Source organism: Micromonospora sp. H33 (genome assembly GCF_052068455.1).
In the GTDB taxonomy this organism is placed as follows: Bacteria; Actinomycetota; Actinomycetes; order Mycobacteriales; family Micromonosporaceae; genus Micromonospora.
In genome coordinates this window covers 1-23,927 of sequence record NZ_JBQHDE010000021.1, presented here as the reverse complement: position 1 = coordinate 23,927, position 23,927 = coordinate 1, and the positions used below count along the sequence as shown (strand labels likewise).

The window sequence follows — 23,927 nt, the reverse complement described above, 5'->3', positions numbered from 1 at the left end:
GCGGGGAGAGCTGATGACCCGGCCACACCTCGACAAACTCATGACCGTTCTACTGGCCGGCGTCCTGGCGGGCCTCGTGCTCGCGGCGGCGGCCCTACCGGCCGCGCTGGTGTTCGGCGTCGGGTTCTCGGCGCTCGCCGCGCCGTACTCGGAGCTGCCCAACACGCTGCGCACGCCGCCGACCGCACAGAGGTCCAACCTGTACGCCAGCGACGCCACCACCCTGATCACGTCCTTCTACCAGGAGGACCGGGTGGACGTACCGCTGGCCGAGGTGGCCCCGGTCATGCGCTACGCGATCATCGCCGCCGAGGACGTCCGCTTCCACGAGCACAGCGGAGTGGACCTGCGCGGCGTGGTCCGTGCCTTCACCGCCAACAAGAGCGGCACCACGCGGCAGGGCGCCTCGACGCTGACCATGCAGTACGTCCGCAACGTGCTCTCCAACGACCCACGGCTGACCGAGCGCCAGCGCCGCGCGGCCACGGAGATCAGCACCACCCGCAAGGTCCAGGAGATGCGGTACGCGCTCGCCCTGGAACGCGAGCTGAGCAAGGACGAGATCCTCGCCCGCTACCTCAACATCGCGTACTTCGGCGCCGGGGCGTACGGGGTGGCCGCGGCGAGCAAGCGCTACTTCTCCAAGTCGCCGGCCGACCTCACCCTGGCCGAGGCGGCGCTGCTGGCCGGGCTGGTCCGCTCGCCGCACACCGACGACCCGATCAACGGCGACGCCGACGCCGCGCTCCAGCGCCGGGCGTACGTGCTGGACCAGATGGCGAAGTCCGGGCAGGTCCCAGCCGCCCAGGCCGTCGCTGCGAACGCCCAGCCGCTCGCCCTGCGACCCAGCGAGACGCCGAACGACTGCACAGCCGTGCCCAAGGCGCACAACGACTGGGGCTTCTTCTGCGACTGGTTCACCCGCTGGTGGAACTCACAGGAGGCGTTCGGGTCGACGGTCGACGAGCGGCAGCTCGCACTGCGGCGGGGCGGGTACTCGATCGTGGCGTCGCTCGACCCGGCGGTGCAGCGGACCGCCACCGAGCAGGTGCGGCGGATCTACGCGACGGACGAACCGCACGCGATGCCGACCGCGGTGGTCCAGCCCGGCACCGGCCGGGTGCTGGCCATGACGGTGAACCGGAACTACAGCGTGGAGGCCAACCCGCGCGGGTGGAAGAACCACCCGAACACGGTCAACCAGTTGGTGGCCGGCGGCGGGGCGATCCAGGGCTACCAGGCCGGCAGCACGTTCAAGCTGTTCACCCTGCTGGCCGCGCTGGAGTCCGGTCTGCCGCTGAACACCGGGTACGACGCGCCCGACCGGATCCTCACCGCCTACCCGGCGAGCGGCCCGGCGAGCTGCGACGGGTACTGGTGCCCGCGCAACGCCAACTCGTCGGTCGGCGGCCGGCACACCATGTGGAGCGCGTTCGGCCTGTCGGTCAACACGTACTTCGCCTGGCTCACCGAACGCGTCGGCGCCGACCGGGTGGTGGAGATGGCCGAGCGGCTCGGCATCGTGTTCCGGGCCGAGGACGACGCGCGGCTGGCCCGGCACGGGGCCCGCGAGTGGGGGCCGTTCACCCTCGGCGTCTCGGCGACCACGCCGCTGGACCTGGCGAACGCGTACGCCACGGTCGCGGCCGAGGGGACCTGGTGCGCGCCGCTGCCGGTGCTGTCGATCGCCGACGCCGCCGGGCGTCCGGTCGCCGCGGCGAAGCCGGACTGCCGCCAGGTCGTGGACCGGGACGTGGCCCGGGCGGCGGTGGACGCGGCACGCTGCCCGGTCGGCGACCGTTCGATGTACCGGGCGTGCGCGGGCGGCACCGCGGAGGACCTGCGCGGGAAGCTGGGCCGCCCGGTCGCCGGCAAGACCGGCAGCTCGGAGGGGTACGGCACGGAGACCGTCGTGGCCGCCACCCCGCAGCTGGCGGTGGCCGCGATCGCCACCAACCCGGACGACCCGCGGGACGCGGTCGGGCGGACGGTGCAGGCGCGGATGGTGGGCGCGGTGGGCGAGATGATGTCGTTCGCCCTGCGTGACCAGCCGGTGCGCGACTTTGTCCCGCCGAGCGAGGTGACCGCCTACGAGATGACCGGCGGCCGGACGGGCAACTAGCTCACCGCGCCGGGACCGGCGAGCAGCGGGTCACCGGCGCCCGGACGGGCCGGCGAGGTCGGCTGTCTCGGCGCCCTTGGCGATGTTGCGGGCCATCCCGCCGAAGACCACCGCGTGGAACGGCGCCACCGCACCCCAGTACGCGTGGCCGGCCAGGCCACGCGGCAGGAACACGGCCCGCTGGTGGTACCGGCTGCGACCGTCCCCGGCCGGCATCGCCCGCATCTCCAACCAGGCCCGGCCGGGCAGGCGCATCTCGGCGCGTAGCCGCAGCAGCTCGCCGGGGACGATCTCCTCCACCCGCCAGAAGTCCAGTGCCTCGCCGACCTGGAGGCGGTGCGGGTCGCGCCGGCCCCGGCGCAGCCCCACCCCGCCCACCAGCCGGTCCAGCCAGCCCCGCATCGACCACGCCAGCGGAAACGAGTACCACCCGTGCTCGCCGCCGACGCCCTCGATCACCCGCCACAGCGCGGCCGGCGGGGCGTCCACCACCCGTTCCCGTACGTCGGTGTAGGCGGTGCCGCCGGACCACTTCGGGTCGCTGGGTAGCGGCTCGGCCGGCGCGTCCGGGCCGCTCGCGGTGGACCAGCGAGTCTCCACCTCCGCGTCACGCACCTTCGCCAGGGCCAGGGCGACCGCCTGGTCGAAGCCGGTCAGCCCCTCCGGCGGGTCGGGCACGTACGCCGCGATGTCGTGCTCGTGCGCCACCGCCTCGTGGACCAGGCTCTCCACCAGGGGCCGGGCGATCGCGTTGGGCACCGGCGTGATCAGCCCGACCCAGTACGACGAGAGGGACGGGGTCAGCGCGCGCACGGGCAGGATGATCCGCCGGCGCAGCCCGGCCACCCGGGCGTACCGCTGCATCATGTCCTGGAAGGTGAGGACGTCCGGGCCGGCGATGTCGAAGGCGCGGTTGACGTCCGGCGGCAGGTGCACGCAGCCGACCAGGTAGCGCAGCACGTCCCGCACCGCGATCGGCTGGATCCGGTTGCGGAGCCAGCGCGGGGTCACCATGCCCGGCAGCCGCTCGCTCAGGTAGCGCAGCATCTCGAACGACGCCGAGCCCGAGCCGATGATCACCGCGGCCCGCAGCACCACCGTGGGCACCCCGCTCGCCAGCAGGATCCGCCCCACCTCGGTCCGCGAGCGCAGGTGGGGGGAGGAGACCTCCGCGTCCGCCGGCGGCTCGGGCCCGCCCAGGTAGACGATCCGGTGTACGCCCGCGGCGCGGGCCGCCTCCGCGAAGTTGGTGGCCGCCTCCCGGTCGGCGGCCTCGAACCCGGCCTGGCCGAGCGAGTGCACCAGGTAGTACGCGACCTCGACGCCGGCGAAGGCGGCGGCCAGGGTGTCCGGCTTCCGCAGGTCACCCTCCGCGATCTCGGTCCGCGACGCCCACGGCACGTCCCGCAGCCGCCCGGCATTGCGCGCCAGGCAGCGTACGGTGTGGCCCTCGGCCAGCAGGCGGGGCACGAGACGCCCGCCGATGTACCCCGTCGCTCCGGTCACCAGACACCGCACGGCTCCCAGTCTGCGGCCCAATAGACTCTGGCGCTGTGGACATCGAGACGACGCCGACCTTCTGGGGGCCGGACTTCGACCAGCTGCGGGCGACCGACCCGGAGATCGCCGACGTGGTCCTCGGCGAGCTGACCCGGCTGCGGGGCGGCCTCCAGCTGATCGCCAGCGAGAACCTGACCTCGCCGGCCGTCCTCGCGGCGCTCGGCTCGACGCTCACCAACAAGTACGCCGAGGGTTACCCGGGCCGCCGCTACTACGGCGGGTGCGCCGAGGTGGACCGCGCCGAGGAGATCGCGATCGCCCGGGCGAAGGAGCTGTTCGACGCGGAGCACGCCAACCTCCAGCCACACTCCGGCGCGAGCGCCAACCTGGCCGCGTACGCCGCTCTGGTCCAGCCGGGTGACACGGTGCTCGCGATGGACCTGCCGCACGGCGGTCACCTCACCCACGGCAGCCGGGTGAACTTCTCCGGCAAGTGGTTCGCCACCGTCGGCTACACCGTCCGGCGGGACACCGAGCTGATCGACTACGACGAGGTGCGGGACCTGGCGCTCGCCCACCGGCCGAAGATGATCATCTGTGGTGCGACGGCGTACCCGCGGCTGATCGACTTCGCGCGCTTCCGCGAGATCGCCGACGAGGTCGACGCGTACCTCATGGTGGACGCCGCGCACTTCATCGGCCTGGTGGCCGGCGGGACCATCCCGTCGCCGGTGCCGTACGCCGACGTCGTCTGCTTCACCACCCACAAGGTGCTGCGGGGTCCGCGCGGCGGCATGATCCTCTGCCGGGAGCCGCTGGCCCAGCGGATCGACAAGGCGGTCTTCCCGTTCACCCAGGGCGGCCCGTTGATGCACGCCGTCGCGGCGAAGGCGGTCGCGCTGCGCGAGGCCGCCCAGCCGGAGTTCCGGGCGTACGCCGCCCAGGTGGTCCGCAACGCCCAGGCGCTCGCGGCCGGTCTCGCCGACGAGGGGATGCGCCCGGTCTCGGGCGGCACCGACACCCATCTCGCCCTGCTGGACCTGCGCGAGGTCGGGGTGACCGGCGCCGAGGCCGAGGCCCGCTGCGACGCCGCCGGCATCACGCTCAACAAGAACGCCATCCCGTACGACCCCCAGAAGCCGATGGTCGCCTCCGGCATCCGGGTCGGCACACCGAGCGTCACCACCCAGGGCATGGGCGAGCCGGAGATGCGGCGGGTGGCCGACCTGATCGCCCGCGCGGTGCGCACCGATCCGAAGGCCCCGGGCGGCGCCGACGGGCTGCACCGGGTGGCGGCCGAGGTGACCGAGCTGGTCGGCGCGTTCCCGGCATACCCCCGTGGCTGAGCGCGGGGTGCGCGAGCCGGCGGCGCCGACGGCCGGCGACCGGCGGTGGCGGCTGCGGCACCTGCCGGTGCTGCTGGCGGCCACCGGGCTGCTCGCGGCGGCGGCAGCGGCGGTCGGCGCGCTCACCGGCGGCTCCGACGCGGCCCTCGGCGCCGCCCTCGGAGTGGCCGTGACCGCCGCCAGCTACACCCTCACCACGGTCGTGCTGGCCTGGGCCGACAGCGTCAACCCGCAGCTCGTGCTGCCCTTCGGCCTCGGCCTGTACGCGGCCAAGTTCACCCTGCTCGGCGTGGTGATGGTCGGCGTGGCCTCGACCGGCTGGGCCGGGCTGGTCCCGCTCTGCCTCGGCATCGCCGCCGGCGTGGTGGTGTGGACCGGCGTGCACATCTGGTGGCTGACGACCGTTCACGCCCGCCGGTCCCGCTAGGGCGCCGTCCCACACCTCGGACGCCCGCAAAATGTGTCCGGCATGGGTCATTCTCTGGGTGGTCGAACGGGAGTAGCGTGCCCACAGACGACCCTGCCCGCCAGACGCCCACACAACCACGGTTGTGCGGGGGGTGAGGCACAGCCTCGTCTTCCCGGCTGATATCGTTCGCCCCGTCATGGCTGGTGACCAAACCCCCCGACCCAGCGGCGGCCCGGACGATGTTCCACCCGGTGCTGGCCAGGGTTGGACCGCGCTCTCCTACCTGATCGCGGGCATGCTGGTGTGGGGTTTCATCGGCTGGCTGGTCGACCGGTGGCTCGGCACCGGTGGCATCGCCACCGGGATCGGCGTCGTGCTCGGCATGGCCGGGGGGATCATCCTGGTCGTCCGCAAGCTCGGCACGCCTAAATAGGAAGGGACGCGGTGTTCGGACAGGCGAACGTCCTGGCAGCGGGCCAGGCGGCATTCCCACCCAGTGTGGAGGACTTCTACCTGCCCAGCATCCTGCCCTGGGGTGCGCACGACTCGTACTGGTTCACGAAGATCACCGCGATGGTCTGGATCGCGGTCGGCGTCTTGATCATCTTCTTCCTGGCCAGCTACCGGAAGCCGCAGCTGGTCCCGACGAAGAAGCAGTGGTTCGCCGAGTCGATCTACGGTTTCGTGCGGAACAATATCGCGGTCGACATGATCGGGCACGCGGGTGTGCGGTTCGCGCCGTACTTCACCACGCTGTTCTGCTTCATCCTGCTGACCAACCTCTTCGCGATCGTTCCGTTCTTCCAGATCTCGCCGAACTCGCACATCGCCTTCCCGGCGATCCTCGCGGTGATCAGCTACGTGCTCTTCATCTACGCCGGCATCAAGCACCACGGCGCCGGCAAGTTCATCAAGAACTCGCTGATCCCGCCGGCGCCCTGGTACATCCTGCCGCTGCTGATCCCGATCGAGTTCTTCTCGACCTTCCTCGTCCGGCCGTTCTCGCTGGCCGTCCGTCTCTTCGCGAACATGTTCGCCGGCCACATGCTCCTGCTGGTCTTCACGCTCGGCGGCTTCGCGATGCTCAACGCCACCCCGTGGCTGGCCCCGGTCTCGGTGCTGTCCTGGGTGATGACCGTCGCGCTCACCTTCCTCGAGTTCCTGGTGATCGTCCTGCAGGCCTACGTCTTCACGGTGCTGACCGCCAGCTACGTGCAGGGCGCGCTCGCCGAGGAACACTGATCCACTTCGCACCAACCGTTGTCGTCCCGCGTGACCGTCACGCGTGATAACCAGGAGGAACCACACCAATGGACGCTAGCGTTCTCGCCGCGGTAGAGGGCAGCACCGCCGCCATCGGCTACGGCCTCGCCGCCATCGGCCCCGGCATCGGCGTCGGCCTGGTCTTCGCCGCCTACATCCAGTCGACCGCCCGCCAGCCGGAGTCGTCCCGGATGACCCTGCCGTACGTCTGGATCGGCTTCGCCGTCATCGAGGCGCTCGCGCTGCTGGGCATCGCCTTCGGCTTCATCTGGGCTGGCGCCTGATCCACCCCTGTTGACCGGGAGGTAACCATGTACCACCTGCTCGCCGCCGAAGGTGGTGAAACGGCCCACAACCCGATCGTCCCGCTGTGGCAGGAGCTCGTGGTCGGGACGGTCGCCTTTGCCGTGCTCTGCTTCGTGCTGATGAAGTTCGTCTTCCCGCGGATGGAGCAGACGTTCCAGGCGCGGGTCGACGCGATCGAGGGTGGCATCAAGCGTGCCGAGGCCGCGCAGGCCGAGGCGAACCAGCTCCTCGAGCAGTACCGGGCACAGCTCGCCGAGGCGCGTACCGACGCCGCCCGGATCCGGGACGACGCCCGGGCCGACGCGGAGGGCATCCGCCAGGACATCCTCGCCAAGGCGCGGGAGGAGTCCGACCGGATCATCGCCGCCGGCAAGGAGCAGCTCGCCGCCGAGCGGGCCACCATCGTGCGCGAGCTGCGCACCGAGGTCGGCACCCTCGCGGTGGACCTGGCCAGCAAGATCGTCGGTGAGTCGCTCGCCGACGAGGCGCGTCGCAAGGGCACCGTCGACCGGTTCCTGAGCGGTCTCGAGAGCGCGGGGGCCCGCTGATGCAGGCCGCCAGCCGGGAGTCGTACAAGGTCGCGGCCGAGCGCCTCGACGCGTACGTCCGCGGCGCGGAGCCGTCGGCGGTGGCCTCCACCGCCGACGAACTCCTCTCCGTCGCCGCGCTGCTGCGGCGGGAGCCGCGGCTGCGCCGGGCGCTCTCCGACCCGGCCCGCTCCGGCGAGGACCGCACCGGTCTGCTCACCGGGATCCTGTCCGGCAAGGTCGGCGCGGACGCGCTCGACCTGCTGACCGCGCTGGTCTCCGGCCGCTGGTCGGCCCCGTCGGAACTCCTCGGCGGTGCCGAGCGGCTGGGCGTCGAGGCGCTCCTGGCGAGCGCCGACAAGGCCGGCGAGCTGGGCGAGGTCGAGGACGAGTTGTTCCGCTTCGGGCAGGTGGTCGCCGGTTCCCCGGAGCTGTCCAGCGCGCTCTCCGACCCGATGGCCCCGGCCGAGCAGCGGGCCACCCTGGTCGACCAGCTGCTCGCCGGCAAGGCCCGCCCGGTCACCGGGTACCTCGTGGGGATCGCACTCGCCGGTTTCGGGGGACGCTCCTTCAGCGGTGCGCTCACCCGGCTGGTCGAGCTCGCCGCCGACCGGCGGGACCGGCAGGTGGCGTACGTGACGGTCGCGGCCCCGTTGAGCGAGGAGGAGGAGCGCCGACTGGGCGCCAGCCTCTCCGCGATATACGGTCGGGAGGTCTCTGTCAAGCAGACGGTGGACCCCGAAATTCTCGGTGGCGTCAGCGTGCGGGTCGGCTCCGACCTGTACGACGGCACCGTCCTGCGCCGCCTCAACGAGACCCGCAACGCGCTCGCGAAGCGCTGAAGCGGCCCCGCCGCGCCAGCGACCCTGACTAGACGCCATTCGGACCGGTCGGTACTAGGTATCCCGGGCCCCTGATACTTAAGGAAGCAGAGGATGGCCGAGCTGACCATCTCGACGGAGGAGATCCGCGGCGCCCTGGAGCGCTACGTCTCCTCCTACACGGCCGACGTCTCCCGTGAGGAGGTCGGCACCGTCGCCGACGCCGGCGACGGCATCGCCCACGTCGAGGGTCTTCCCTCGACCATGACCAACGAGCTCCTGGAGTTCGAGGACGGCACCCTCGGTGTGGCGCTGAACCTCGACGTCCGGGAGATCGGTGTCGTCGTCCTCGGTGACTTCGCCGGTATCGAGGAGGGTCAGCGCGTCAAGCGCACCGAACGGGTGCTCTCGGTGCCGGTCGGCGACGCCTTCCTCGGCCGCGTGGTCAACGCGCTCGGCCAGCCGATCGACGCCCTCGGTGACATCGCCAACGAGGGCTACCGTGAGCTGGAGCTCCAGGCCCCGAACGTGATGGCCCGCCAGTCGGTCTTCGAGCCGATGCAGACGGGTATCAAGGCCGTCGACGCCATGACCCCGATCGGTCGCGGCCAGCGGCAGCTGATCATCGGTGACCGGAAGACCGGCAAGACCACGGTCGCCCTGGACACGATCCTCAACCAGCGCGACAACTGGCGCTCCGGCGACCCGACGAAGCAGGTCCGCTGCATCTACGTCGCCGTGGGTCAGAAGGCCTCCACGATCGCCTCGATCAAGGGCATCCTGGAGGAGGCGGGCGCGATGGAGTACACGACCATCGTCGCCTCGCCGGCCTCCGACCCGGCCGGCTTCAAGTACCTGGCCCCGTACACCGGCTCGTCCATCGGGCAGCACTGGATGTACGGCGGCAAGCACGTCCTGATCGTCTTCGACGACCTGAGCAAGCAGGCCGAGGCGTACCGCGCCGTGTCGCTGCTGCTGCGCCGCCCGCCGGGCCGTGAGGCGTACCCGGGCGACGTCTTCTACCTGCACTCCCGCCTGCTGGAGCGCTGCGCGAAGCTCTCGGACGAGATGGGCGGCGGTTCGATGACCGGTCTGCCGATCATCGAGACCAAGGCGAACGACATCTCGGCGTTCATCCCGACCAACGTCATCTCCATCACCGACGGCCAGATCTTCCTCGAGACCGACCTGTTCAACCAGGGCGTCCGGCCGGCCATCAACGTCGGCACCTCGGTCTCCCGGGTCGGTGGCGCCGCGCAGGTGAAGCCGATGAAGAAGGTCGCGGGTTCGCTGCGGCTCAACCTGGCCCAGTACCGCGAGTTGGAGGCGTTCGCCGCCTTCGCCTCCGACCTGGACAAGGCCTCCCGGGCCCAGCTGGAGCGCGGTTCCCGCCTGGTCGAGCTGCTCAAGCAGCCGAACTACTCGCCGTACCCGGTGCAGGAGCAGGTCGTCTCGGTCTGGGCCGGCACCGAGGGCAAGCTGGACGACATCCCGGTCGGTGAGATCCGGCGCTTCGAGTCCGAGTTCCTCCAGTACCTGCGCCACAAGCACGAGGGCGTCCTGGCGGCGATCGCGGACAACAAGTGGGACGACGAGATCATCGGCTCGCTCGACTCGGCGATCACCGAGTTCAAGAAGCTCTTCCTCGGCAAGGAGGAGGAGCGGCGGATCAACGAGCCCCCGGCCCAGCCGCTGGCGGGCGAGGAGACCCGCGAGACGGTGACCCGGTTCCGCGAGGGCACGACCGACCGCCCGGCTGAGAGCTGACGATGGCCGCCCAGGTTCGCATCCTTCGCCAGCGGATCCGCTCCGCGAAGGGGATGAAGAAGATCACCAAGGCGATGGAGCTCGTCGCGACGAGCCGCATCGCCAAGGCCCAGGCCCGGGTGGAGGCGTCCCTGCCGTACGCCCAGGCCATCACCGGGGTGCTCACGGCGCTGGCGTCCAACGCGCGGATCGACCACCCGTTGCTCACGCCGCGTCCCCAGGTCCGGCGGGCCGGTGTCCTGCTGATCACCAGCGACCGGGGCCTGGCCGGTGGGTACAGCTCCAACGCGATCAGGACCGCGGAGTCGCTGATCGCCCGGCTCAAGGCCGACGGCAAGGAGCCGGTGCTCTACGTCATCGGGCGCAAGGGCGTGTCGTTCTACCGGTTCCGCAACCGGGAGATCGCGGCGAACTGGACGGGCTTCTCGGAGCAGCCGACCTTCGCCGACGCCCGCGAGGTGGGCGAGACGCTGATCAAGGCGTTCTCGGCCGGCGCGGACGACGTGGACGGCAGCGCCGGAGCGGACGGCGTGCTCGGTGTCGACGAACTGCACATCGTCTTCACCGAGTTCAAGTCCCTGATGACCCAGAACCCGGTCGCGAAGATCATCGGGCCGATGCAGGTGGAGGACCGGCCGCGGTCCGAGGGCCTGCTCCCGGCGTACGAGTTCGAGCCGGAGGCGGAGGCGCTGCTCGACGCGCTGCTGCCGAAGTACATCAACACGCGGATCTACGCGGCGTTGCTGGAGTCGGCGGCGAGCGAGTCGGCGGCCCGGCGGCGGGCGATGAAGAGCGCCACCGACAACGCCGAAGAGATGATCGAGAAGTACACGCGCGAGATGAACTCGGCCCGCCAGGCCGGGATCACCCAGGAGATCAGCGAGATCGTCGGCGGCGCGAACGCGCTGGCCGCGTCGGGAAGTGAAGTGTGATGACTGCCCCAGTAGAGACCAAGACGGCCACCGGTCGCGTGGTCCGGGTCATCGGCCCGGTCGTCGACGCCGAGTTCCCGCGCGACGCCATGCCGGAACTGTTCAACGCCCTGCGCGTGGACGTGACCCTCTCCGGCGGTGAGAAGACGCTGACCCTGGAGGTCGCCCAGCACCTGGGCGACAACGTGGTCCGCGCCATCTCGATGCAGCCGACCGACGGTCTGGTGCGTGGTGCCGAGGTGCGCGACAGCGGCTCGGGGATCAAGGTGCCGGTGGGTGACGCGGTCAAGGGCCACGTGTTCAACGCGATCGGCGAGTGCCTCAACCTCACCGAGGGCGAGACGCTCAGCCCGGACGACCACTGGCAGATCCACCGCAAGGCCCCGGCCTTCGCGGACCTGGAGCCGAAGACCGAGATGCTGGAGACCGGCATCAAGGTCATCGACCTGCTCGCCCCGTACGTCAAGGGCGGCAAGATCGGCCTGTTCGGCGGTGCCGGCGTGGGCAAGACGGTGCTCATCCAGGAGATGATCACCCGCGTTGCCCGCAACTTCGGTGGTACCTCGGTCTTCGCCGGCGTGGGTGAGCGCACCCGCGAGGGCAACGACCTGATCGCCGAGATGACCGAGTCCGGCGTCATCGACAAGACCGCGCTGGTCTACGGCCAGATGGACGAGCCGCCGGGCACCCGGCTGCGCGTCGCCCTCTCCGCGCTGACCATGGCGGAGTACTTCCGCGACGTGAAGAAGCAGGAGGTGCTGCTCTTCATCGACAACATCTTCCGCTTCACCCAGGCCGGTTCCGAGGTGTCCACCCTGCTCGGCCGTATGCCGAGCGCCGTGGGTTACCAGCCGACCCTGGCCGACGAGATGGGCGAGCTCCAGGAGCGGATCACCTCCGTCCGGGGCCAGGCCATCACCTCCATGCAGGCGATCTACGTGCCCGCCGACGACTACACCGACCCGGCGCCGGCCACCACGTTCGCCCACCTGGACGCGACCACCAACCTGGAGCGGTCGATCTCCGACAAGGGCATCTACCCGGCCGTGGACCCGCTGGCGTCCTCGTCCCGGATCCTCGCCCCGGAGTTTGTCGGCCAGGAGCACTTCGCGGTGGCCACCGAGGTGAAGCGGATCCTGCAGCGCTACCGGGACCTGCAGGACATCATCGCCATCCTCGGCATCGAGGAGCTCTCCGAGGAGGACAAGCTCACCGTCGGCCGGGCCCGGCGGATCGAGCGGTTCCTGTCGCAGAACACGTACGCCGCCGAGCAGTTCACCGGCGTGCCGGGCTCGACGGTCCCGATCAAGGAGACCATCGAGGCGTTCAAGAAGATCAGCGAGGGTGAGTACGACCACTTCCCCGAGCAGGCCTTCTTCATGTGCGGCGGCCTGGAGGACCTGGAGCGCAAGGCCAAGGAGCTGATGGCGCAGGGCTGAGCCCGCTGACGACCGTCGTCGGGTCCGCCCGTCGACGACCCGAAAGGCCGTCCCGGTTAACGCCGGGGCGGCCTTTCGTTCATCTTCAGGCCCTATCATCGCCGCTGCCCGGTTTCACGCGGTCGGCGATCCTGGCCCGACCGAGGTACCGTTCATGCGCGCGCTCCCCCGAATGCGCGCGGAACCGTGCAACCAATCGGCTGCGTACGCCCGTCTCCTAATCGTGGGCGTGACGAACGGAGATGATCGTGGGTAAGGCCGGCAAGGGCGGTAAGAAGCCGTCCGTGTGGGCGGGTGTGCCGCGGTGGGCCCGGGTCTGCACCGTCTTCGGTGCCGTCCTCATGTTCCTCAGCGGCGCCGTACTGGTGGGCACCGAGGCGCTGATGGCCCGCTACGAGGGGGCGGTGGGCAAGGCCGACCTCTTCGGTGACCAGGCGGCCGGCGCCAAGGAGCGCAAGAGCGACATCAAGGGCCCGCTCAACATCCTGCTCGTCGGCGTCGACCCCCGGAAGCCGGAGCAGGCGCCGCTGGCCGACTCGATCATGGTGCTGCACGTGCCGGCCGGCCTCGACCGTGGCTACCTGTTCTCCCTGCCGCGGGACCTCTACGTCGACATCCCGGCCTTCGAACAGGCCGGCTTCGGGGGCAGCAGGGAGAAGCTGAACGCGGCGATGTCGTACGGCAGCCGCAAGTCCGGGCAGAACCCGGACACGGCGCAGGGCTTCCAACTGCTCGCCAGCACGGTCCAGCAGGTGACCGGGATCGAGCGGTTCGACGCGGGCGCGATCATCAACTTCAGCGGCTTCATCCGGATCGTCGACGCGATGGGCGGCGTCACCATGAACATTGAGCGCGAGGTGCGCTCGGAGCACCGCCGCCCCGACGGGACCCACCGCGAGCTCAGGCCCGGCGGCGGGGGATACCTGGGCGAGCAGGCGATCTACCCGAAGGGCAAGCAGCACCTCAAGGGCTGGCAGGCGCTGGACTACGTCCGGCAGCGGTACCCGAAGAACGGTGTGCCGGACGGCGACTACGGCCGGCAGCGCCACCAGCAGCAGTTCGTCAAGGCGATGGCGAGCCAGGCGTTCAGCGCCGACGTGGTGACCAACCCGATCAAGCTGGACAAGGTGCTCCGGGCCGCCGGGCAGTCCCTGGTCTTCAACGGTCGCGGGCACAGCGTCGTCGACTTCGGTCTCGCGCTGAAGAACCTCCGCCCGAACAACATCCAGATGGTCAAGCTGCCGGGCGGCGGCATCATGGAGAACGGGAAGTACCTGGGCGAGCGCTTCGAGCCGTCGGTGCAGGACTTCTTCGCCTCGCTGAAGGCCGAGCAGCTCGACGCTTTCCTGCTGGAGCACCCGGAATTCCAGAACAAGGCGAGCTGAATCAGGTTTCAGTGAGGCAGGTCTCGCCACCCGCGTTACGGGCGGGGCGGCGGCGCGATTAGACTTTCGGCAACCCGCCGCCGCAGCAAGGAGACAGCGTGGCACAGCAGCTTCACGTCGAGCTCGTAGCCGTCGAGGAGAAGGTCTGGTCCGGCGACGCCGAGATGCTCGTCGCCCGGACGACCGAGGGCGAGCTGGGTGTGCTGCCGGGGCACGCGCCCCTGCTCGGCCAGCTCGCCGAGCCCGGCCAGGTCCGCATCAAGCTGCCCGGCGGCGAGCAGGTCGCGTACGAGGTGGCCGGCGGCTTCCTGTCGGTGAGCGCCGAGGGCGTCACCGTCCTGGCCGAGAGCGCCACCCCGGTCTCCGCCGCGCACGGTCGCTGAGCCGACACCGGGGATGGAGATCGTCGAAGGGATCGGGATCGGCGTCGCCGTCATCCTCGGCGCGCTCCTGATTCTCTTCGTCCGGCGGGCTCTGGTCACCCGCAGCGGAGGCATCATCCGGCTCAGCGTCCGGACCTCCACCATGCTCGACGGCCGAGGCTGGTCTCCCGGCTTCGGCCGTTTCATGGGTGACGAGCTCCGGTGGTACCGGATGTTCAGCTTCGCCCTCCGCCCGAAGCGGATCCTCTCCCGGAAAGGCCTGGCGGTGGAACGCCGCCGGCTGCCCGAGGGGCAGGAGCGTTTCGCGATGCCCGCCGACTGGGTGATCCTCCGCTGTACCAGTCACCACGCTCCGGTCGAGATCGCCATGGCACGATCCACCGTCACCGGGTTCCTCTCCTGGCTCGAGGCCGCCCCTCCGGGGGCGGCCTCGCCGCGTCTGGCGTCCCAGGACTGGCCGGCCGCCTGATCCTCCTGCCGGTGTTCCCCGGAAGGACCCGCCACAACACGACCGCCCGGCTCAGCCGGTCGCGGCCACCAGTTCCACCTCGTACCCCTGACCGTCGGTGAGGTAGCCGGCGTAGGTTTCCGGGCCGCCGGCGTGGGGATGGCGGTCAGGGAAGAGCAGCGACCAGCCGTGTGCCGGTGCCGCCGCGACCAGCCGGTCGACGGCGGTCGGCGGGCCGGCGTGGAAGGCGAGGTGGTTGAGGCCCGGGGCGAGCCGGTCGTGGACCCGGCCGGACAGCGCGGGGGATTCCTCCAGCACCAGGTACGTGGGGCCGAGCCGCCAGGAGCGGCCGGCCGGCCACTCCTGGAACGGCTTCCAGCCCAGCTCCCCGAGGAGCCAACCCCAACTGCGGACCGCGCCGGCTAGGTCGGGGACCCACACCTCGACGTGGTGCAGCGCGCCGGGGCGGGCGGGTGGTGGTTGCCCGGTCAGCGGGCACCACCCGGCACCCATAGCACATCTCCCGCCGGATTTGCCGTTCTTGCCAGGATAAAGAGCAGATCGGAGAGCCGGTTGAGATACTTTGCCGGGAGAGAGCTGGTCCGATCAGGGTCCTGTGCGACCAGGGCCCAGGCGGCACGCTCGGCGCGTCGGGCGATCGTCCGCGCCACGTGCAGCAGCGCCGCGCCCGCGGTGCCGCCGGGGAGGATGAAGGAGTCGAGTTTGCTCAGGCGTGCGTTGTACTCGTCGCACCAGCCCTCGAGGCGCTCGACGTACTCCTCGGTGACCCGCAGCGGCGGGTACTTCGGCTCCGGCTCGACCGGGGTGGCCAGGTCGGCGCCCACGTCGAACAGGTCGTTCTGGATCGACCCGAGGACGGCGCGCAGCTCCTTGTCGAGCTGCCCGAGGGCGAGCGCGACCCCGATCGCCGCGTTGCACTCGTCGACGTCCGCGTACGCGGCGATCCGGGGATCGGTCTTCGGCACCTGCTCGTTGTTGCTCAGCCTGGTCATGCCGGCGTCGCCGGCCTTGGTGTAGATGCGCGTGAGGTGGACGGCCATGACGCACAGCCTACGGATACCGGACCTGACCATCCCGGCCCGGCCGGAGCCCGCCTGGCCGGCCGGCGTGGGGCCCGGCGACGCCGGCGACCCGGCGGTCAACGCCGTCGACGTCATCCGGGTCCGCGGCGGCGCCCGCCTGGCCGGCACCGTGCACGTGGTCGGCGCCAAGAACTCGGCGCTGAAACTCATGGCGGCCGCCCTGCTCGCGCCGGGCCGCAGCGTGATCACCAACGTCCCGCGGATCACCGACATCGCCATCATGGGGGAGGTGCTGCGCCGGCTGGGCTGTGAGATCCGGTTCGACGCGGACGACCCGGTGGACCCGATGGTGGCGTACGGCGGCGTGGCCCGCTCCCGCTCGGTCACCATCGATGTGCCCGATATGCCCGGCGTCGACGCCGACTACGACCTGGTCCGCCGGCTGCGGGCGTCGATCTGCGTGCTCGGCCCGCTGCTCGCCCGTCGCGGGTGCGTCCGGGTGGCGCACCCGGGCGGCGACGCGATCGGCTCGCGTGGGTTGGACATGCACATCTCCGGGCTGACCCGGATGGGCGCCGACATCGCCGGCGAGCACGGCTTCGTGATCGCCTCGGCGCCGCACGGCCTGCGCGGCGCCGAGATCGTGCTGGACTTCCCCAGCGTCGGTGCCACCGAGAACCTGGTGATGGCGGCGGTGCTCGCCGAGGGCACCACGGTCATCGACAACGCCGCCCGCGAGCCGGAGATCGTCGACATCTGCACGATGCTCAACCAGATGGGCGCGCTCATCGACGGCGCGGGCACCTCGACCCTGACGATCGTCGGCGTCCCCGGGCTGCGCCCGGTGCGGCACGCCACGGTGGGGGACCGGATCGTGGCCGGTACGTGGGCCTTCGGCGCGGCGATGACCCGGGGGGACGTCACGGTGACCGGGGTGCCCCCGGCCTTCCTGGAGGTCGCCCTGGACAAGCTGGTGTCCGCGGGCGGACTGGTGGAGACGCGGCAGGACGCCTTCCGGATGCGCATGGACGACCGTCCGCGCGCCGTCGACGTCGTCACGCTGCCGTACCCGGGATTCGCCACCGACCTGCTGCCGATGGCGATCGGGCTCGCCGCGGTCAGTGACGGCGCCTCCCTGATCACCGAGAACATCTTCGACGGCCGGTTCATGTTCGCCAACGAGATGATGCGGTTGGGCGCGGACATCAAGACCGACGGCCACCACGCCGTGGTCCGGGGCCGGAACCGCCTCTCCGGAGCGCCGGTGCGTGCGACCGACATCCGGGCCGGGGCGGGCCTCATCATCGCGGGGCTCTGCGCCGACGCGGTCACCGAGGTCTCCCACGTGCATCACGTGGACCGGGGCTATCCCGACTTCGTGGCGGACCTGCGGGCGCTCGGCGTCGAGGTCGACCGGGGTACGACGCCCGACGAGCCGGACGTGACCATCTGACGGCCGAACCGCGCGGGCACCGCCCTTAGCACTCGTTCAGGCCCGCCGACTAGGGTGCAGGCAGACACCCAATCAGGCGAGGGAGTGAGCAGATGGCGGGTCGACTCGCGGTCGTCGGGGCCGGGCTGATGGGCTCGGGGATCGCCCAGGTGGCGGCGCAGGCGGGCTGGCAGGTGACGCTGCGGGACCTGGACGACGCGGCCACGAAGCGCGGCGTGGACGGCATCCGGAAGTCGCTGGAGAAGTTCGCCGAGAAGGGGAAGATCCCGGCGTCCGACGTCGAGGCGGCGCTCGGCCGGATCACCCCCACCACCGACCTGGAGGCGGTCGCCGACGCGGACATCGTCGTGGAGGCGGTCTTCGAGCGCCTGGAGATCAAGCACGAGGTCTTCCGCGCGCTGGACAAGATCTGCAAGGCGGACGCGGTGCTCGCCACCAACACCTCCGCCATCCCGGTCACCCAGATCGCCGCGGTCACCGAGCGCCCGGAGGCGGTCGTCGGCACCCACTTCTTCTCGCCGGTGCCGATGATGAAGCTCTGCGAGCTGGTCCGCGGCTACAAGACCAGCGACGAGACCCTCGCCACCGTGAAGGCGTTCGCCGAGGAGATCGGCAAGACCGTGGTGGTCGTGAACCGCGACATCGCTGGCTTCGTCACCACCCGGCTCATCGCCGCACTGGTGGTGGAGGCGGTCAAGCTGGTCGAGTCCGGCGTGGTCTCGGCCGAGGACCTGGACACCGCCTGCAAGCTCGGCTTCGGGCACGCCATGGGCCCGCTGGCGACCACCGACCTGACCGGCGTGGACGTGCTGCTGCACGCCGCGAAGAACATCTACACCGACACGGCCGACGAGAAGTTCTTCCCGCCGGAGCTGCTCCAGCGCATGGTCACCGCCGGCGACCTCGGCCGCAAGACCGGCAAGGGCTTCTACTCGTACTGAGGTGTATCGGGCCGGGCGCGCCGTGCGCCCGGCCCGCACGGGTCAGCCGTCGCGCTTGGTCGTCCAGCGGAACGTGCCGAGGCAGAGCAGCAGGCCGATCACGCACCACGCGGCGAGCACGAGGGCGACCCGGCCCAGCTCGAAGGAGCCGCCCGGCTCCTGCGCGCCGAAGGCGTCCGGCAGGAACACCGAGCGCAGCCCCTGGCACATCCACTTCAGCGGGAAGAGCGCCGCCACCTGCTGCATCCAGCTCGGCAGCTGGGTGAAGACGAAGAACACCCCGGAGATGAACTGGAGCACCAGGGCGACCGGGGTGACCACCGCGGAGCCGCTGCGCGAGCTGCGCGCCAGCGAGGAGATCGCGATGCCGCACAGGGTGCAGGCGGTGATCCCGAGCGCGGAGACCCAGCCGAAGGTCAGCCACTTCGCGGCGGTCCCGGGCAGTTCCAGGCCGAACAGGGCGGCCGAGACGGCGAGCAGCAGCGCGGTCTCCGCGACACCGATCACCACGACCAGGATCACCTTGCCGGCGAAGTACACCCATTTCGGCATCGGCGTACCCCGGTAGCGCTTCAGCACCCCCCGGTCCCGCTCGATCGGGATCCAGATGCCGAGGTTCTGGAAGCTCACCGTCATCAGGCCGGTCGCGATCATGCCGGTGACGAAGTACTGCGTGAAGCTCACACCGGGCGCGATCTCGCCGTCGAAGATGGACGCGAAGATCACGATCATGATCACCGGGAAGCCCAGGGTGAAGACGACGGACTCCCGGCTGCGCAGGAACTGGGTGATCTCCAGCCGACCCTGCCGCAGCCCGAGGGCGACCGGGCCGAGCCGGCGCGGCGACGTCGGGGTGGCCGGCCGGGCCGGCTTCAGCGTGGTGCTCATCGGTGTCCGATCATCCGCAGGTAGATGTCCTCCAGGGTTGGCCGCGTCACCGTGAGGCCCGGCACCTCGCCGCCGAAGCGCGCGGCCAGGTCCGCCACCAGCGCCGTCGGCGTCGCGCTCTCCGCGCTCTCCACGACCCCCTCCGGCGTACGCCAGGAGACCATCGCGAGGGCCTCATGCCGGTTGCCCAGCCGCTCGGGTGCGGCGACCTCGACCACCCGCCCGCCGGCGATCACGCCGACCCGGTCGGCCAGGGCCTCGGCCTCGTCGAGGTAGTGCGTGGTCAGCACGATCGTCGTGCCGGCGGCGGCGAGATCCCGGATCAGCTCCCAGAACTCGCGCCGCGCCTCGGGGTCGAAGCCGGTGGTCGGCTCGTCCAGGAAGAGCAGCTCGGGGCGGCCCACGATGCCCAGCGCCACGTCCAGGCGGCGCTTCTGCCCACCGGACAGGGTGTGCGTACGGGCGGTGGCCTTGTCGGCCAGCCCCACGCGGGCGATCACCTTGTCCGGGTCGTCGGCGTCGGCGTAGAAGCCGGCGAAGTGGCGCACCACCTCGGAGACGGTCAGCTCGTCGAACTCACCGGTGCCCTGGAGCACGATCCCCACCCGGGAACGCCAGTCGGGGGCGGGGGCCGCCGGGTCGCTGCCGAGCACCGAGACCTCGCCGGCGTCGCGCTTGCGGTACCCCTCCAGGATCTCCACCGTGGTGGTCTTGCCGGCGCCGTTCGGGCCGAGCAGGGCGAACACCTCGCCCCGGCGGACGTCGAGGTCCACCCCCGCCACGGCGACGGTCTTCCCGTACGCCTTGCGCAGCCCCCGTACGGAGATCGCGAGCTCGTCATCCATGCCGTCAAGTGTGCGGCCTGGGCGGCACGGCCGGCCGTCCGGGGTGTGGCGGTCGCGGCCATGCCGGGTGCTTCGCACCCCGCCGTCCGCGACATGGACCTGTGTGGTTTTCCACAACCCGTTTTACTGAACGGTAACTTAAACTCCCGCCATGGACGAGAAGGCTCTCCCGGGTCGGCTGCCCGAGCGCGACCGCCCGTGGGTGATGCGCACCTACGCCGGGCACAGTTCGGCCGCCGCGACCAACGCGCTCTTCCGCCGCAACCTGGCGAAGGGGCAGACCGGGCTCTCGGTCGCCTTCGACCTGCCCACCCAGACCGGGTACGACCCCGACCACGAGCTGGCCGCCGGCGAGGTCGGCCGGGTGGGGGTGCCGGTGGCGCACCTCGGCGACATGCGGGCGCTCTTCGAGGGCATCCCGCTGGCCGAGATGAACACCTCGATGACGATCAACGCGCCCGCCATGTGGATGCTCGGTCTCTACGGCACGGTCGCCGCCGAGCAGGGTGCCGAGCTGGCCCGCTGCGCCGGCACCACCCAGAACGACATCATCAAGGAGTACCTGTCCCGCGGGACGTACATCTTCCCGCCGGCGGCGTCGCTGCGGCTCACCGCCGACGTCATCGCGTACACGCTGCGCGAGATGCCGAAGTGGAACCCGGTCAACATCTGCTCCTACCACCTCCAGGAGGCCGGGGCGACCCCGGTGCAGGAGGTCGGCTTCGCGCTGGCCACCGCGGTCGCGGTGCTCGACGCGGTCCGCGACTCGGGCCAGGTGCCCGCCGAGCGGATGGGCGACGTCGTGCAGCGGATCAGCTTCTTCGTCAACGCCGGTGTGCGCTTCGTCGAGGAGATCGCCAAGATGCGCGCGTTCGGCGCGCTCTGGGACGAGATCACCCGCGACCGGTACGGCGTCGAGAACCCGAAGCAGCGCCGCTTCCGCTACGGCGTCCAGGTCAACTCGCTGGGCCTGACCGAGGCGCAGCCGGAGAACAACGTCCAGCGCATCGTGCTGGAGATGCTCGGCGTCACGTTCTCCCGGGACGCCCGGGCCCGCGCGGTCCAGCTCCCGGCGTGGAACGAGGCACTGGGCCTGCCCCGACCCTGGGACCAGCAGTGGTCGCTGCGCATGCAGCAGGTGCTCGCGTACGAGTCGGACCTGCTCGAGTACCCGGACCTCTTCGAGGGCTCGCACGTGATGACCGCGCTCGTCGGCGACATCGTCACCGGGGCCCGCGTCGAGCTGGAGAAGGTCCTCGAGATGGGTGGCGTGGTCGCCGCCGTCGAGACCGGCTACCTCAAGAGCGCCTTGGTGGCCTCGCTCGCGGACCGGCGCCGCCGGATGGAGGCCGGCACCGACGTGGTCGTCGGTGTGAACAGGTTCGTCGAGACCGAGCCGTCCCCGCTGACCGCGGCCGGCGCCGAGGCGATCGAGCAGGTGGACCCGGCGGTGGAGGCGGCCGCCGCTGCCGGCGTACGCGAGTGGCGGGCCGGCCGGGATCCGGCGGCCGTGGACGCGGCACTGGCCCGGCTCCGCGCGGACGCCGCGACCACGACGAACCTGATGCCGGCGACGCTGGAGTGCGTGCGCGCCGGAGTCACCACCGGCGAGTGGGCCGGCGCGCTGCGGCAGGTCTTCGGCGAGTACCGGGCGCCCACCGGCCTGTCCGGCGCGGCCGGCGCGGGCGGGGACGCCACGCTGGCCGCCGTCCGCGAGCGGGTCGTCGCCACCGCCCGGGAGCTGGGCAGCGGCCGGTTGCGGCTGCTGGTCGGCAAACCCGGCCTGGACGGGCACTCCAACGGCGCGGAGCAGATCGCGGTACGCGCCCGTGACGCCGGCTTCGAGGTGGTCTACCAGGGCATCCGGCTGACCGCGGGACAGATCGTGGCCGCCGCCGTCGAGGAGGACGTCGACCTGGTCGGCCTGTCGGTGCTGTCCGGCTCGCACCTCGCGGCGGTGCCGGCGGTGCTGGACGGCCTGCGCGCCGCCGGCCGGGGTGACCTGCCGGTGGTGGTCGGCGGCATCATCCCGGCGGTCGACGCCGAGGCGCTGCGGAAGGCTGGCGTGGCGCGTGTGTTCACGCCGAAGGACTTCGCGCTGACCGGAATCATCGACGAACTGGTCACGGTCGTCCGCCAATCCAACGGGTTGTCGTGAAGGAAGGGCGCCCGGTTAACGCCTGGCGTATTACCGGGGGCCCTTCTTAACGGATCGTGCGATCAGCGGAGCGCATACGTCAGGCAGTCGGCCATGTCGTTGTCCGGCCCGACCTTGATGCCCGGCGCGTGGCACTCCAACTGGTCGTTGTGCCGGCAGTCGGCCCGCTGGCAGGCGCCGACCTGGGCGATCAGACCCTCCACCCCGGCCCGCACCGTCGGCAGCTCGATGAAGGTGTGGCAGTGGGCGTGATCCATGCTGCCGATCGTGATGGCGAAGGCGTGGCAGTCGCCGGTGTGGTTGTACCCGCAAGCTGTGACCACGCACTCCTGGACGCGGGGCATCTCCATCGCTGCGGTCATGCCAACCTCCTCTAGAGTCTTGCCCTGATTTTAGGCTTTTGAGAAGCTTCGCGAACCACGTTCAGAGATGCCCGAGGACCTCCGAGAGCGGGGCCGGCTCCAGCCCTCTCTCGGCCAGTCCGGCGAGGATGTGCGGCAGCGCCTCGTCGGTCATCGGCGCGTTCGCCTCGGTGACGTGCAGGACGACCACCGAGCCGGGGCGTACGCCGGCCAGCACCGCCCGCACGATCGGTCGCCACGACGTGGCGAAGGGGTCTCCGCTCACCACGTCCCCGTCCACGACGGTGACGCCCAGCGGCGCCAGCGCCGCCAGCGCCGTCCGGTCGTGGCAGAGCCCGGGGAAGCGGAAGTACCGGGTCTGCCGGCCGCCGTACGGCGTCACCACGTCGAACGTACGGGCCACGTCGGCGGTCATCTGCCGCTGCGGTAACCGCGGCAGGCCGTAGCAGTCCGGCGTGAAGGCCAGGTGCGCGTACGTGTGGTTGGCCAGCTCGAAGCGCGGGTTGGCGGCGAGTCGCCGGGTCACCTGCGGGTACTGCTCGACCCACTTCCCGGTCAGGAAGAAGGTGGCCGGCACGCGCTCCCGCTCCAGCAGGTCGACGATCCTCAGGTTCGCGTACGACCGCACGGCGCCGCTGCGCAGCTGGTACCGCATGGCGTCGGTCATGTCCGCGTCGAAGGTGAGGGCCACCTTGTTGCCGGTCCGTGGACCGTGGTCGACGACCGGTGGCCGCGTCCCCGGCCGGGTCGCGCCGGGCAGGGCGCGGCCCTCCGGCGACGGCCTCGCCGAGCCGGTCGGCGTGGGCCGACTCTCCGGAGTGCCGACCGGTCCGTCATCCGGCCCCTGCGGCGTCCCCGTCTCCCCGGACCGGCCCGGGGCGGGCATCCAGACGACGCTGGCGCTGGCCGGCTGGCGGAGATGGACCGGGACGATGAGCAGGACGACCGCGCCGACCACGGCGGCGAGGGTCGCGGCTAGCGGAACGTGGGAGATCTTCACGGACACCGGGAGATGATCCCAATACCGCCGGTTCCGCGGTGACCCTCCTTCGGTGTGGTTGCGGTTGGGATGTTCGTTCCGCTGGTTCCTTGGTTGCGGTTGGGGGCGTGGCCCGCCGTGCCCGGCTCCGGGTACCCATGCGCGGCCTGAGCCGTATGTCCGGATCGAGTGTCCTGTGTCGGAGTCGATGTCCGGTTTTGGATGTGACCGGAGGCACCCCAGGGTCGGAATCGTAACCGGGGCGGGGGCGTTACATCATCTGGACGATCGAGCAGCGCCGCCGCCCGAGCGGGCGGGATGCGGGCCTGGGCTGGCCGGAATGATGGCGGCCGGCCGGTCGTTACATCTGGACCCGGCACCACGAGGTCATCCCCGGACCGTGGTCGTTGGATCTTCCCCCAAGCCATTTGAGCGCCGGACGGTGCTCGCGTCACCACGCCCGTTCCCCCTTTCTGGGCTGGTGGCGCCTACCCCCGAATGGAGCTTTTCTGATGAACACGAAGCTGCTGCGGAAGAGCGTTCTCGGTATCGCTGGTCTGGCTGTCGCCGGTGGTCTCGCTGCCGGTCCGCTGAACCACGACACCACCAC

Annotated in this window: 24 protein-coding genes; 17 read left to right on the top strand and 7 right to left on the bottom strand. The window is 71.1% G+C overall.

Annotated features, from left to right (window positions below; all coding sequences use genetic code 11):
• Positions 1 to 13: 13 nt before the first annotated feature.
• On the top strand, positions 14 to 2,122 hold the full coding sequence (locus ACTMS0_RS27930; RefSeq protein WP_441158252.1) for a transglycosylase domain-containing protein: 2,109 nt from the start codon (positions 14 to 16) through the stop codon (positions 2,120 to 2,122).
• Between the two features lie 30 nt (positions 2,123 to 2,152).
• On the opposite strand, the gene ACTMS0_RS27925 is transcribed toward ACTMS0_RS27930, so the two are convergent.
• Positions 2,153 to 3,640, bottom strand: a complete 1,488-nt coding sequence (locus ACTMS0_RS27925; RefSeq protein WP_441158251.1) for an SDR family oxidoreductase — start codon at positions 3,638 to 3,640, stop codon at positions 2,153 to 2,155.
• 41 nt (positions 3,641 to 3,681) lie between these two features.
• On the opposite strand from ACTMS0_RS27925, the gene glyA reads away from it, so the two are divergent.
• From glyA to ACTMS0_RS27860, 13 genes are all read left to right on the top strand, one after another.
• Positions 3,682 to 4,968: a serine hydroxymethyltransferase gene (gene glyA / locus ACTMS0_RS27920; RefSeq protein ID WP_441158269.1), complete on the top strand. Its 1,287-nt coding sequence runs from the start codon at positions 3,682 to 3,684 to the stop codon at positions 4,966 to 4,968.
• Positions 4,961 to 5,395, top strand: coding sequence for a hypothetical protein (locus tag ACTMS0_RS27915; RefSeq protein ID WP_441158250.1), 435 nt, complete (start codon positions 4,961 to 4,963; stop codon positions 5,393 to 5,395). The genes glyA and ACTMS0_RS27915 overlap by 8 nt, the downstream gene beginning before the upstream one ends.
• 178 nt (positions 5,396 to 5,573) lie before the next feature.
• On the top strand, positions 5,574 to 5,810 hold the full coding sequence (locus ACTMS0_RS27910) for an AtpZ/AtpI family protein (protein ID WP_441158249.1): 237 nt from the start codon (positions 5,574 to 5,576) through the stop codon (positions 5,808 to 5,810).
• Between the two features lie 11 nt (positions 5,811 to 5,821).
• Positions 5,822 to 6,619, top strand: a complete 798-nt coding sequence (atpB, locus tag ACTMS0_RS27905) for a F0F1 ATP synthase subunit A (RefSeq protein WP_441158248.1) — start codon at positions 5,822 to 5,824, stop codon at positions 6,617 to 6,619.
• A 68-nt stretch (positions 6,620 to 6,687) separates the two neighbouring features.
• Positions 6,688 to 6,924, top strand: coding sequence for a F0F1 ATP synthase subunit C (locus tag ACTMS0_RS27900; RefSeq protein ID WP_088960568.1), 237 nt, complete (start codon positions 6,688 to 6,690; stop codon positions 6,922 to 6,924).
• A 27-nt stretch (positions 6,925 to 6,951) separates the two neighbouring features.
• The gene (locus ACTMS0_RS27895) at positions 6,952 to 7,494 is read left to right on the top strand and encodes a F0F1 ATP synthase subunit B (RefSeq protein ID WP_441158247.1); all 543 of its coding nucleotides are present in this window, start codon (positions 6,952 to 6,954) and stop codon (positions 7,492 to 7,494) included.
• On the top strand, positions 7,494 to 8,315 hold the full coding sequence (locus tag ACTMS0_RS27890; protein WP_441158246.1) for a F0F1 ATP synthase subunit delta: 822 nt from the start codon (positions 7,494 to 7,496) through the stop codon (positions 8,313 to 8,315). Before ACTMS0_RS27895 ends, ACTMS0_RS27890 begins: the two co-directional genes overlap by 1 nt.
• A gap of 93 nt (positions 8,316 to 8,408) precedes the next feature.
• The gene (gene atpA / locus ACTMS0_RS27885; protein ID WP_441158245.1) at positions 8,409 to 10,061 is read left to right on the top strand and encodes a F0F1 ATP synthase subunit alpha; all 1,653 of its coding nucleotides are present in this window, start codon (positions 8,409 to 8,411) and stop codon (positions 10,059 to 10,061) included.
• A gap of 2 nt (positions 10,062 to 10,063) precedes the next feature.
• The gene (locus tag ACTMS0_RS27880) at positions 10,064 to 10,993 is read left to right on the top strand and encodes a F0F1 ATP synthase subunit gamma (protein ID WP_441158244.1); all 930 of its coding nucleotides are present in this window, start codon (positions 10,064 to 10,066) and stop codon (positions 10,991 to 10,993) included.
• A complete protein-coding gene (atpD, locus tag ACTMS0_RS27875) occupies positions 10,993 to 12,432 on the top strand; it encodes a F0F1 ATP synthase subunit beta (RefSeq protein WP_441158243.1) in 1,440 nt (479 codons plus the stop codon). Before ACTMS0_RS27880 ends, atpD begins: the two co-directional genes overlap by 1 nt.
• 242 nt (positions 12,433 to 12,674) lie before the next feature.
• A complete protein-coding gene (locus ACTMS0_RS27870) occupies positions 12,675 to 13,817 on the top strand; it encodes an LCP family protein (RefSeq protein WP_441158242.1) in 1,143 nt (380 codons plus the stop codon).
• A 98-nt stretch (positions 13,818 to 13,915) separates the two neighbouring features.
• Positions 13,916 to 14,200 (top strand): F0F1 ATP synthase subunit epsilon, encoded by a 285-nt coding sequence (locus tag ACTMS0_RS27865; protein WP_441158241.1) that lies wholly within the window; start codon positions 13,916 to 13,918, stop codon positions 14,198 to 14,200.
• 13 nt (positions 14,201 to 14,213) lie between these two features.
• Positions 14,214 to 14,669, top strand: a complete 456-nt coding sequence (locus tag ACTMS0_RS27860; RefSeq protein WP_441158240.1) for a DUF2550 domain-containing protein — start codon at positions 14,214 to 14,216, stop codon at positions 14,667 to 14,669.
• Between the two features lie 51 nt (positions 14,670 to 14,720).
• Here ACTMS0_RS27860 and ACTMS0_RS27855 read toward each other — a convergent pair whose 3' ends face one another.
• Together ACTMS0_RS27855 and ACTMS0_RS27850 are read right to left on the bottom strand one after the other, a co-directional pair.
• Entirely contained in the window at positions 14,721 to 15,161 is a 441-nt protein-coding gene (locus tag ACTMS0_RS27855) for a VOC family protein (RefSeq protein WP_441158239.1), read from the bottom strand.
• A complete protein-coding gene (locus ACTMS0_RS27850; RefSeq protein WP_441158238.1) occupies positions 15,137 to 15,709 on the bottom strand; it encodes a cob(I)yrinic acid a,c-diamide adenosyltransferase in 573 nt (190 codons plus the stop codon). Before ACTMS0_RS27850 ends, ACTMS0_RS27855 begins: the two co-directional genes overlap by 25 nt.
• On the opposite strand from ACTMS0_RS27850, the gene murA reads away from it, so the two are divergent.
• Both murA and ACTMS0_RS27840 read left to right on the top strand, forming a co-directional pair.
• A complete protein-coding gene (gene murA / locus ACTMS0_RS27845) occupies positions 15,708 to 17,144 on the top strand; it encodes a UDP-N-acetylglucosamine 1-carboxyvinyltransferase (protein ID WP_441158237.1) in 1,437 nt (478 codons plus the stop codon). The two genes, ACTMS0_RS27850 and murA, sit on opposite strands and share 2 nt — an antisense overlap.
• A gap of 92 nt (positions 17,145 to 17,236) precedes the next feature.
• On the top strand, positions 17,237 to 18,085 hold the full coding sequence (locus tag ACTMS0_RS27840) for a 3-hydroxyacyl-CoA dehydrogenase family protein (protein ID WP_441158236.1): 849 nt from the start codon (positions 17,237 to 17,239) through the stop codon (positions 18,083 to 18,085).
• 42 nt (positions 18,086 to 18,127) lie between these two features.
• Here the strand turns inward: ACTMS0_RS27840 and ACTMS0_RS27835 are convergent, their stop codons facing one another.
• Both ACTMS0_RS27835 and ACTMS0_RS27830 read right to left on the bottom strand, forming a co-directional pair.
• The gene (locus ACTMS0_RS27835; protein ID WP_441158235.1) at positions 18,128 to 18,973 is read right to left on the bottom strand and encodes an ABC transporter permease; all 846 of its coding nucleotides are present in this window, start codon (positions 18,971 to 18,973) and stop codon (positions 18,128 to 18,130) included.
• On the bottom strand, positions 18,970 to 19,818 hold the full coding sequence (locus ACTMS0_RS27830) for an ABC transporter ATP-binding protein (RefSeq protein ID WP_441158234.1): 849 nt from the start codon (positions 19,816 to 19,818) through the stop codon (positions 18,970 to 18,972). Before ACTMS0_RS27830 ends, ACTMS0_RS27835 begins: the two co-directional genes overlap by 4 nt.
• A 151-nt stretch (positions 19,819 to 19,969) precedes the next feature.
• On the opposite strand from ACTMS0_RS27830, the gene ACTMS0_RS27825 reads away from it, so the two are divergent.
• Positions 19,970 to 21,976 carry a protein meaA gene (locus tag ACTMS0_RS27825; RefSeq protein ID WP_441158233.1) on the top strand — a complete coding sequence of 669 codons (2,007 nt, stop codon included), beginning with the start codon at positions 19,970 to 19,972 and terminating at the stop codon, positions 21,974 to 21,976.
• A 62-nt stretch (positions 21,977 to 22,038) separates the two neighbouring features.
• Here ACTMS0_RS27825 and ACTMS0_RS27820 read toward each other — a convergent pair whose 3' ends face one another.
• Both ACTMS0_RS27820 and ACTMS0_RS27815 read right to left on the bottom strand, forming a co-directional pair.
• Complete coding sequence (locus tag ACTMS0_RS27820) at positions 22,039 to 22,338, bottom strand: DUF1540 domain-containing protein (protein ID WP_441158232.1); 300 nt, start codon at positions 22,336 to 22,338, stop codon at positions 22,039 to 22,041.
• A 61-nt stretch (positions 22,339 to 22,399) separates the two neighbouring features.
• A complete protein-coding gene (locus ACTMS0_RS27815; protein ID WP_441158231.1) occupies positions 22,400 to 23,344 on the bottom strand; it encodes a polysaccharide deacetylase family protein in 945 nt (314 codons plus the stop codon).
• Between the last annotated feature and the right edge of the window lie 583 nt (positions 23,345 to 23,927).

What these genes read in the sequence shown, in the direction of transcription:
- murA (WP_441158237.1), top strand. Translation starts at nt 15,708, where the DNA reads ATGACGCACAGCCTACGGATACCGGACCTGACCATCCCGGCCCGGCCG.
- ACTMS0_RS27870 (WP_441158242.1), top strand. Translation starts at nt 12,675, where the DNA reads ATGATCGTGGGTAAGGCCGGCAAGGGCGGTAAGAAGCCGTCCGTGTGG.
- ACTMS0_RS27880 (WP_441158244.1), top strand. Translation starts at nt 10,064, where the DNA reads ATGGCCGCCCAGGTTCGCATCCTTCGCCAGCGGATCCGCTCCGCGAAG.
- atpA (WP_441158245.1), top strand. Translation starts at nt 8,409, where the DNA reads ATGGCCGAGCTGACCATCTCGACGGAGGAGATCCGCGGCGCCCTGGAG.
- ACTMS0_RS27825 (WP_441158233.1), top strand. Translation starts at nt 19,970, where the DNA reads ATGGACGAGAAGGCTCTCCCGGGTCGGCTGCCCGAGCGCGACCGCCCG.
- ACTMS0_RS27860 (WP_441158240.1), top strand. Translation starts at nt 14,214, where the DNA reads ATGGAGATCGTCGAAGGGATCGGGATCGGCGTCGCCGTCATCCTCGGC.
- ACTMS0_RS27910 (WP_441158249.1), top strand. Translation starts at nt 5,574, where the DNA reads ATGGCTGGTGACCAAACCCCCCGACCCAGCGGCGGCCCGGACGATGTT.
- ACTMS0_RS27900 (WP_088960568.1), top strand. Translation starts at nt 6,688, where the DNA reads ATGGACGCTAGCGTTCTCGCCGCGGTAGAGGGCAGCACCGCCGCCATC.
- ACTMS0_RS27855 (WP_441158239.1), bottom strand. Translation starts at nt 15,161, where the DNA reads ATGGGTGCCGGGTGGTGCCCGCTGACCGGGCAACCACCACCCGCCCGC.
- ACTMS0_RS27850 (WP_441158238.1), bottom strand. Translation starts at nt 15,709, where the DNA reads ATGGCCGTCCACCTCACGCGCATCTACACCAAGGCCGGCGACGCCGGC.
- ACTMS0_RS27830 (WP_441158234.1), bottom strand. Translation starts at nt 19,818, where the DNA reads ATGGATGACGAGCTCGCGATCTCCGTACGGGGGCTGCGCAAGGCGTAC.
- ACTMS0_RS27820 (WP_441158232.1), bottom strand. Translation starts at nt 22,338, where the DNA reads ATGACCGCAGCGATGGAGATGCCCCGCGTCCAGGAGTGCGTGGTCACA.
- ACTMS0_RS27890 (WP_441158246.1), top strand. Translation starts at nt 7,494, where the DNA reads ATGCAGGCCGCCAGCCGGGAGTCGTACAAGGTCGCGGCCGAGCGCCTC.
- ACTMS0_RS27930 (WP_441158252.1), top strand. Translation starts at nt 14, where the DNA reads ATGACCCGGCCACACCTCGACAAACTCATGACCGTTCTACTGGCCGGC.
- ACTMS0_RS27895 (WP_441158247.1), top strand. Translation starts at nt 6,952, where the DNA reads ATGTACCACCTGCTCGCCGCCGAAGGTGGTGAAACGGCCCACAACCCG.
- atpD (WP_441158243.1), top strand. Translation starts at nt 10,993, where the DNA reads ATGACTGCCCCAGTAGAGACCAAGACGGCCACCGGTCGCGTGGTCCGG.
- ACTMS0_RS27835 (WP_441158235.1), bottom strand. Translation starts at nt 18,973, where the DNA reads ATGAGCACCACGCTGAAGCCGGCCCGGCCGGCCACCCCGACGTCGCCG.
- ACTMS0_RS27840 (WP_441158236.1), top strand. Translation starts at nt 17,237, where the DNA reads ATGGCGGGTCGACTCGCGGTCGTCGGGGCCGGGCTGATGGGCTCGGGG.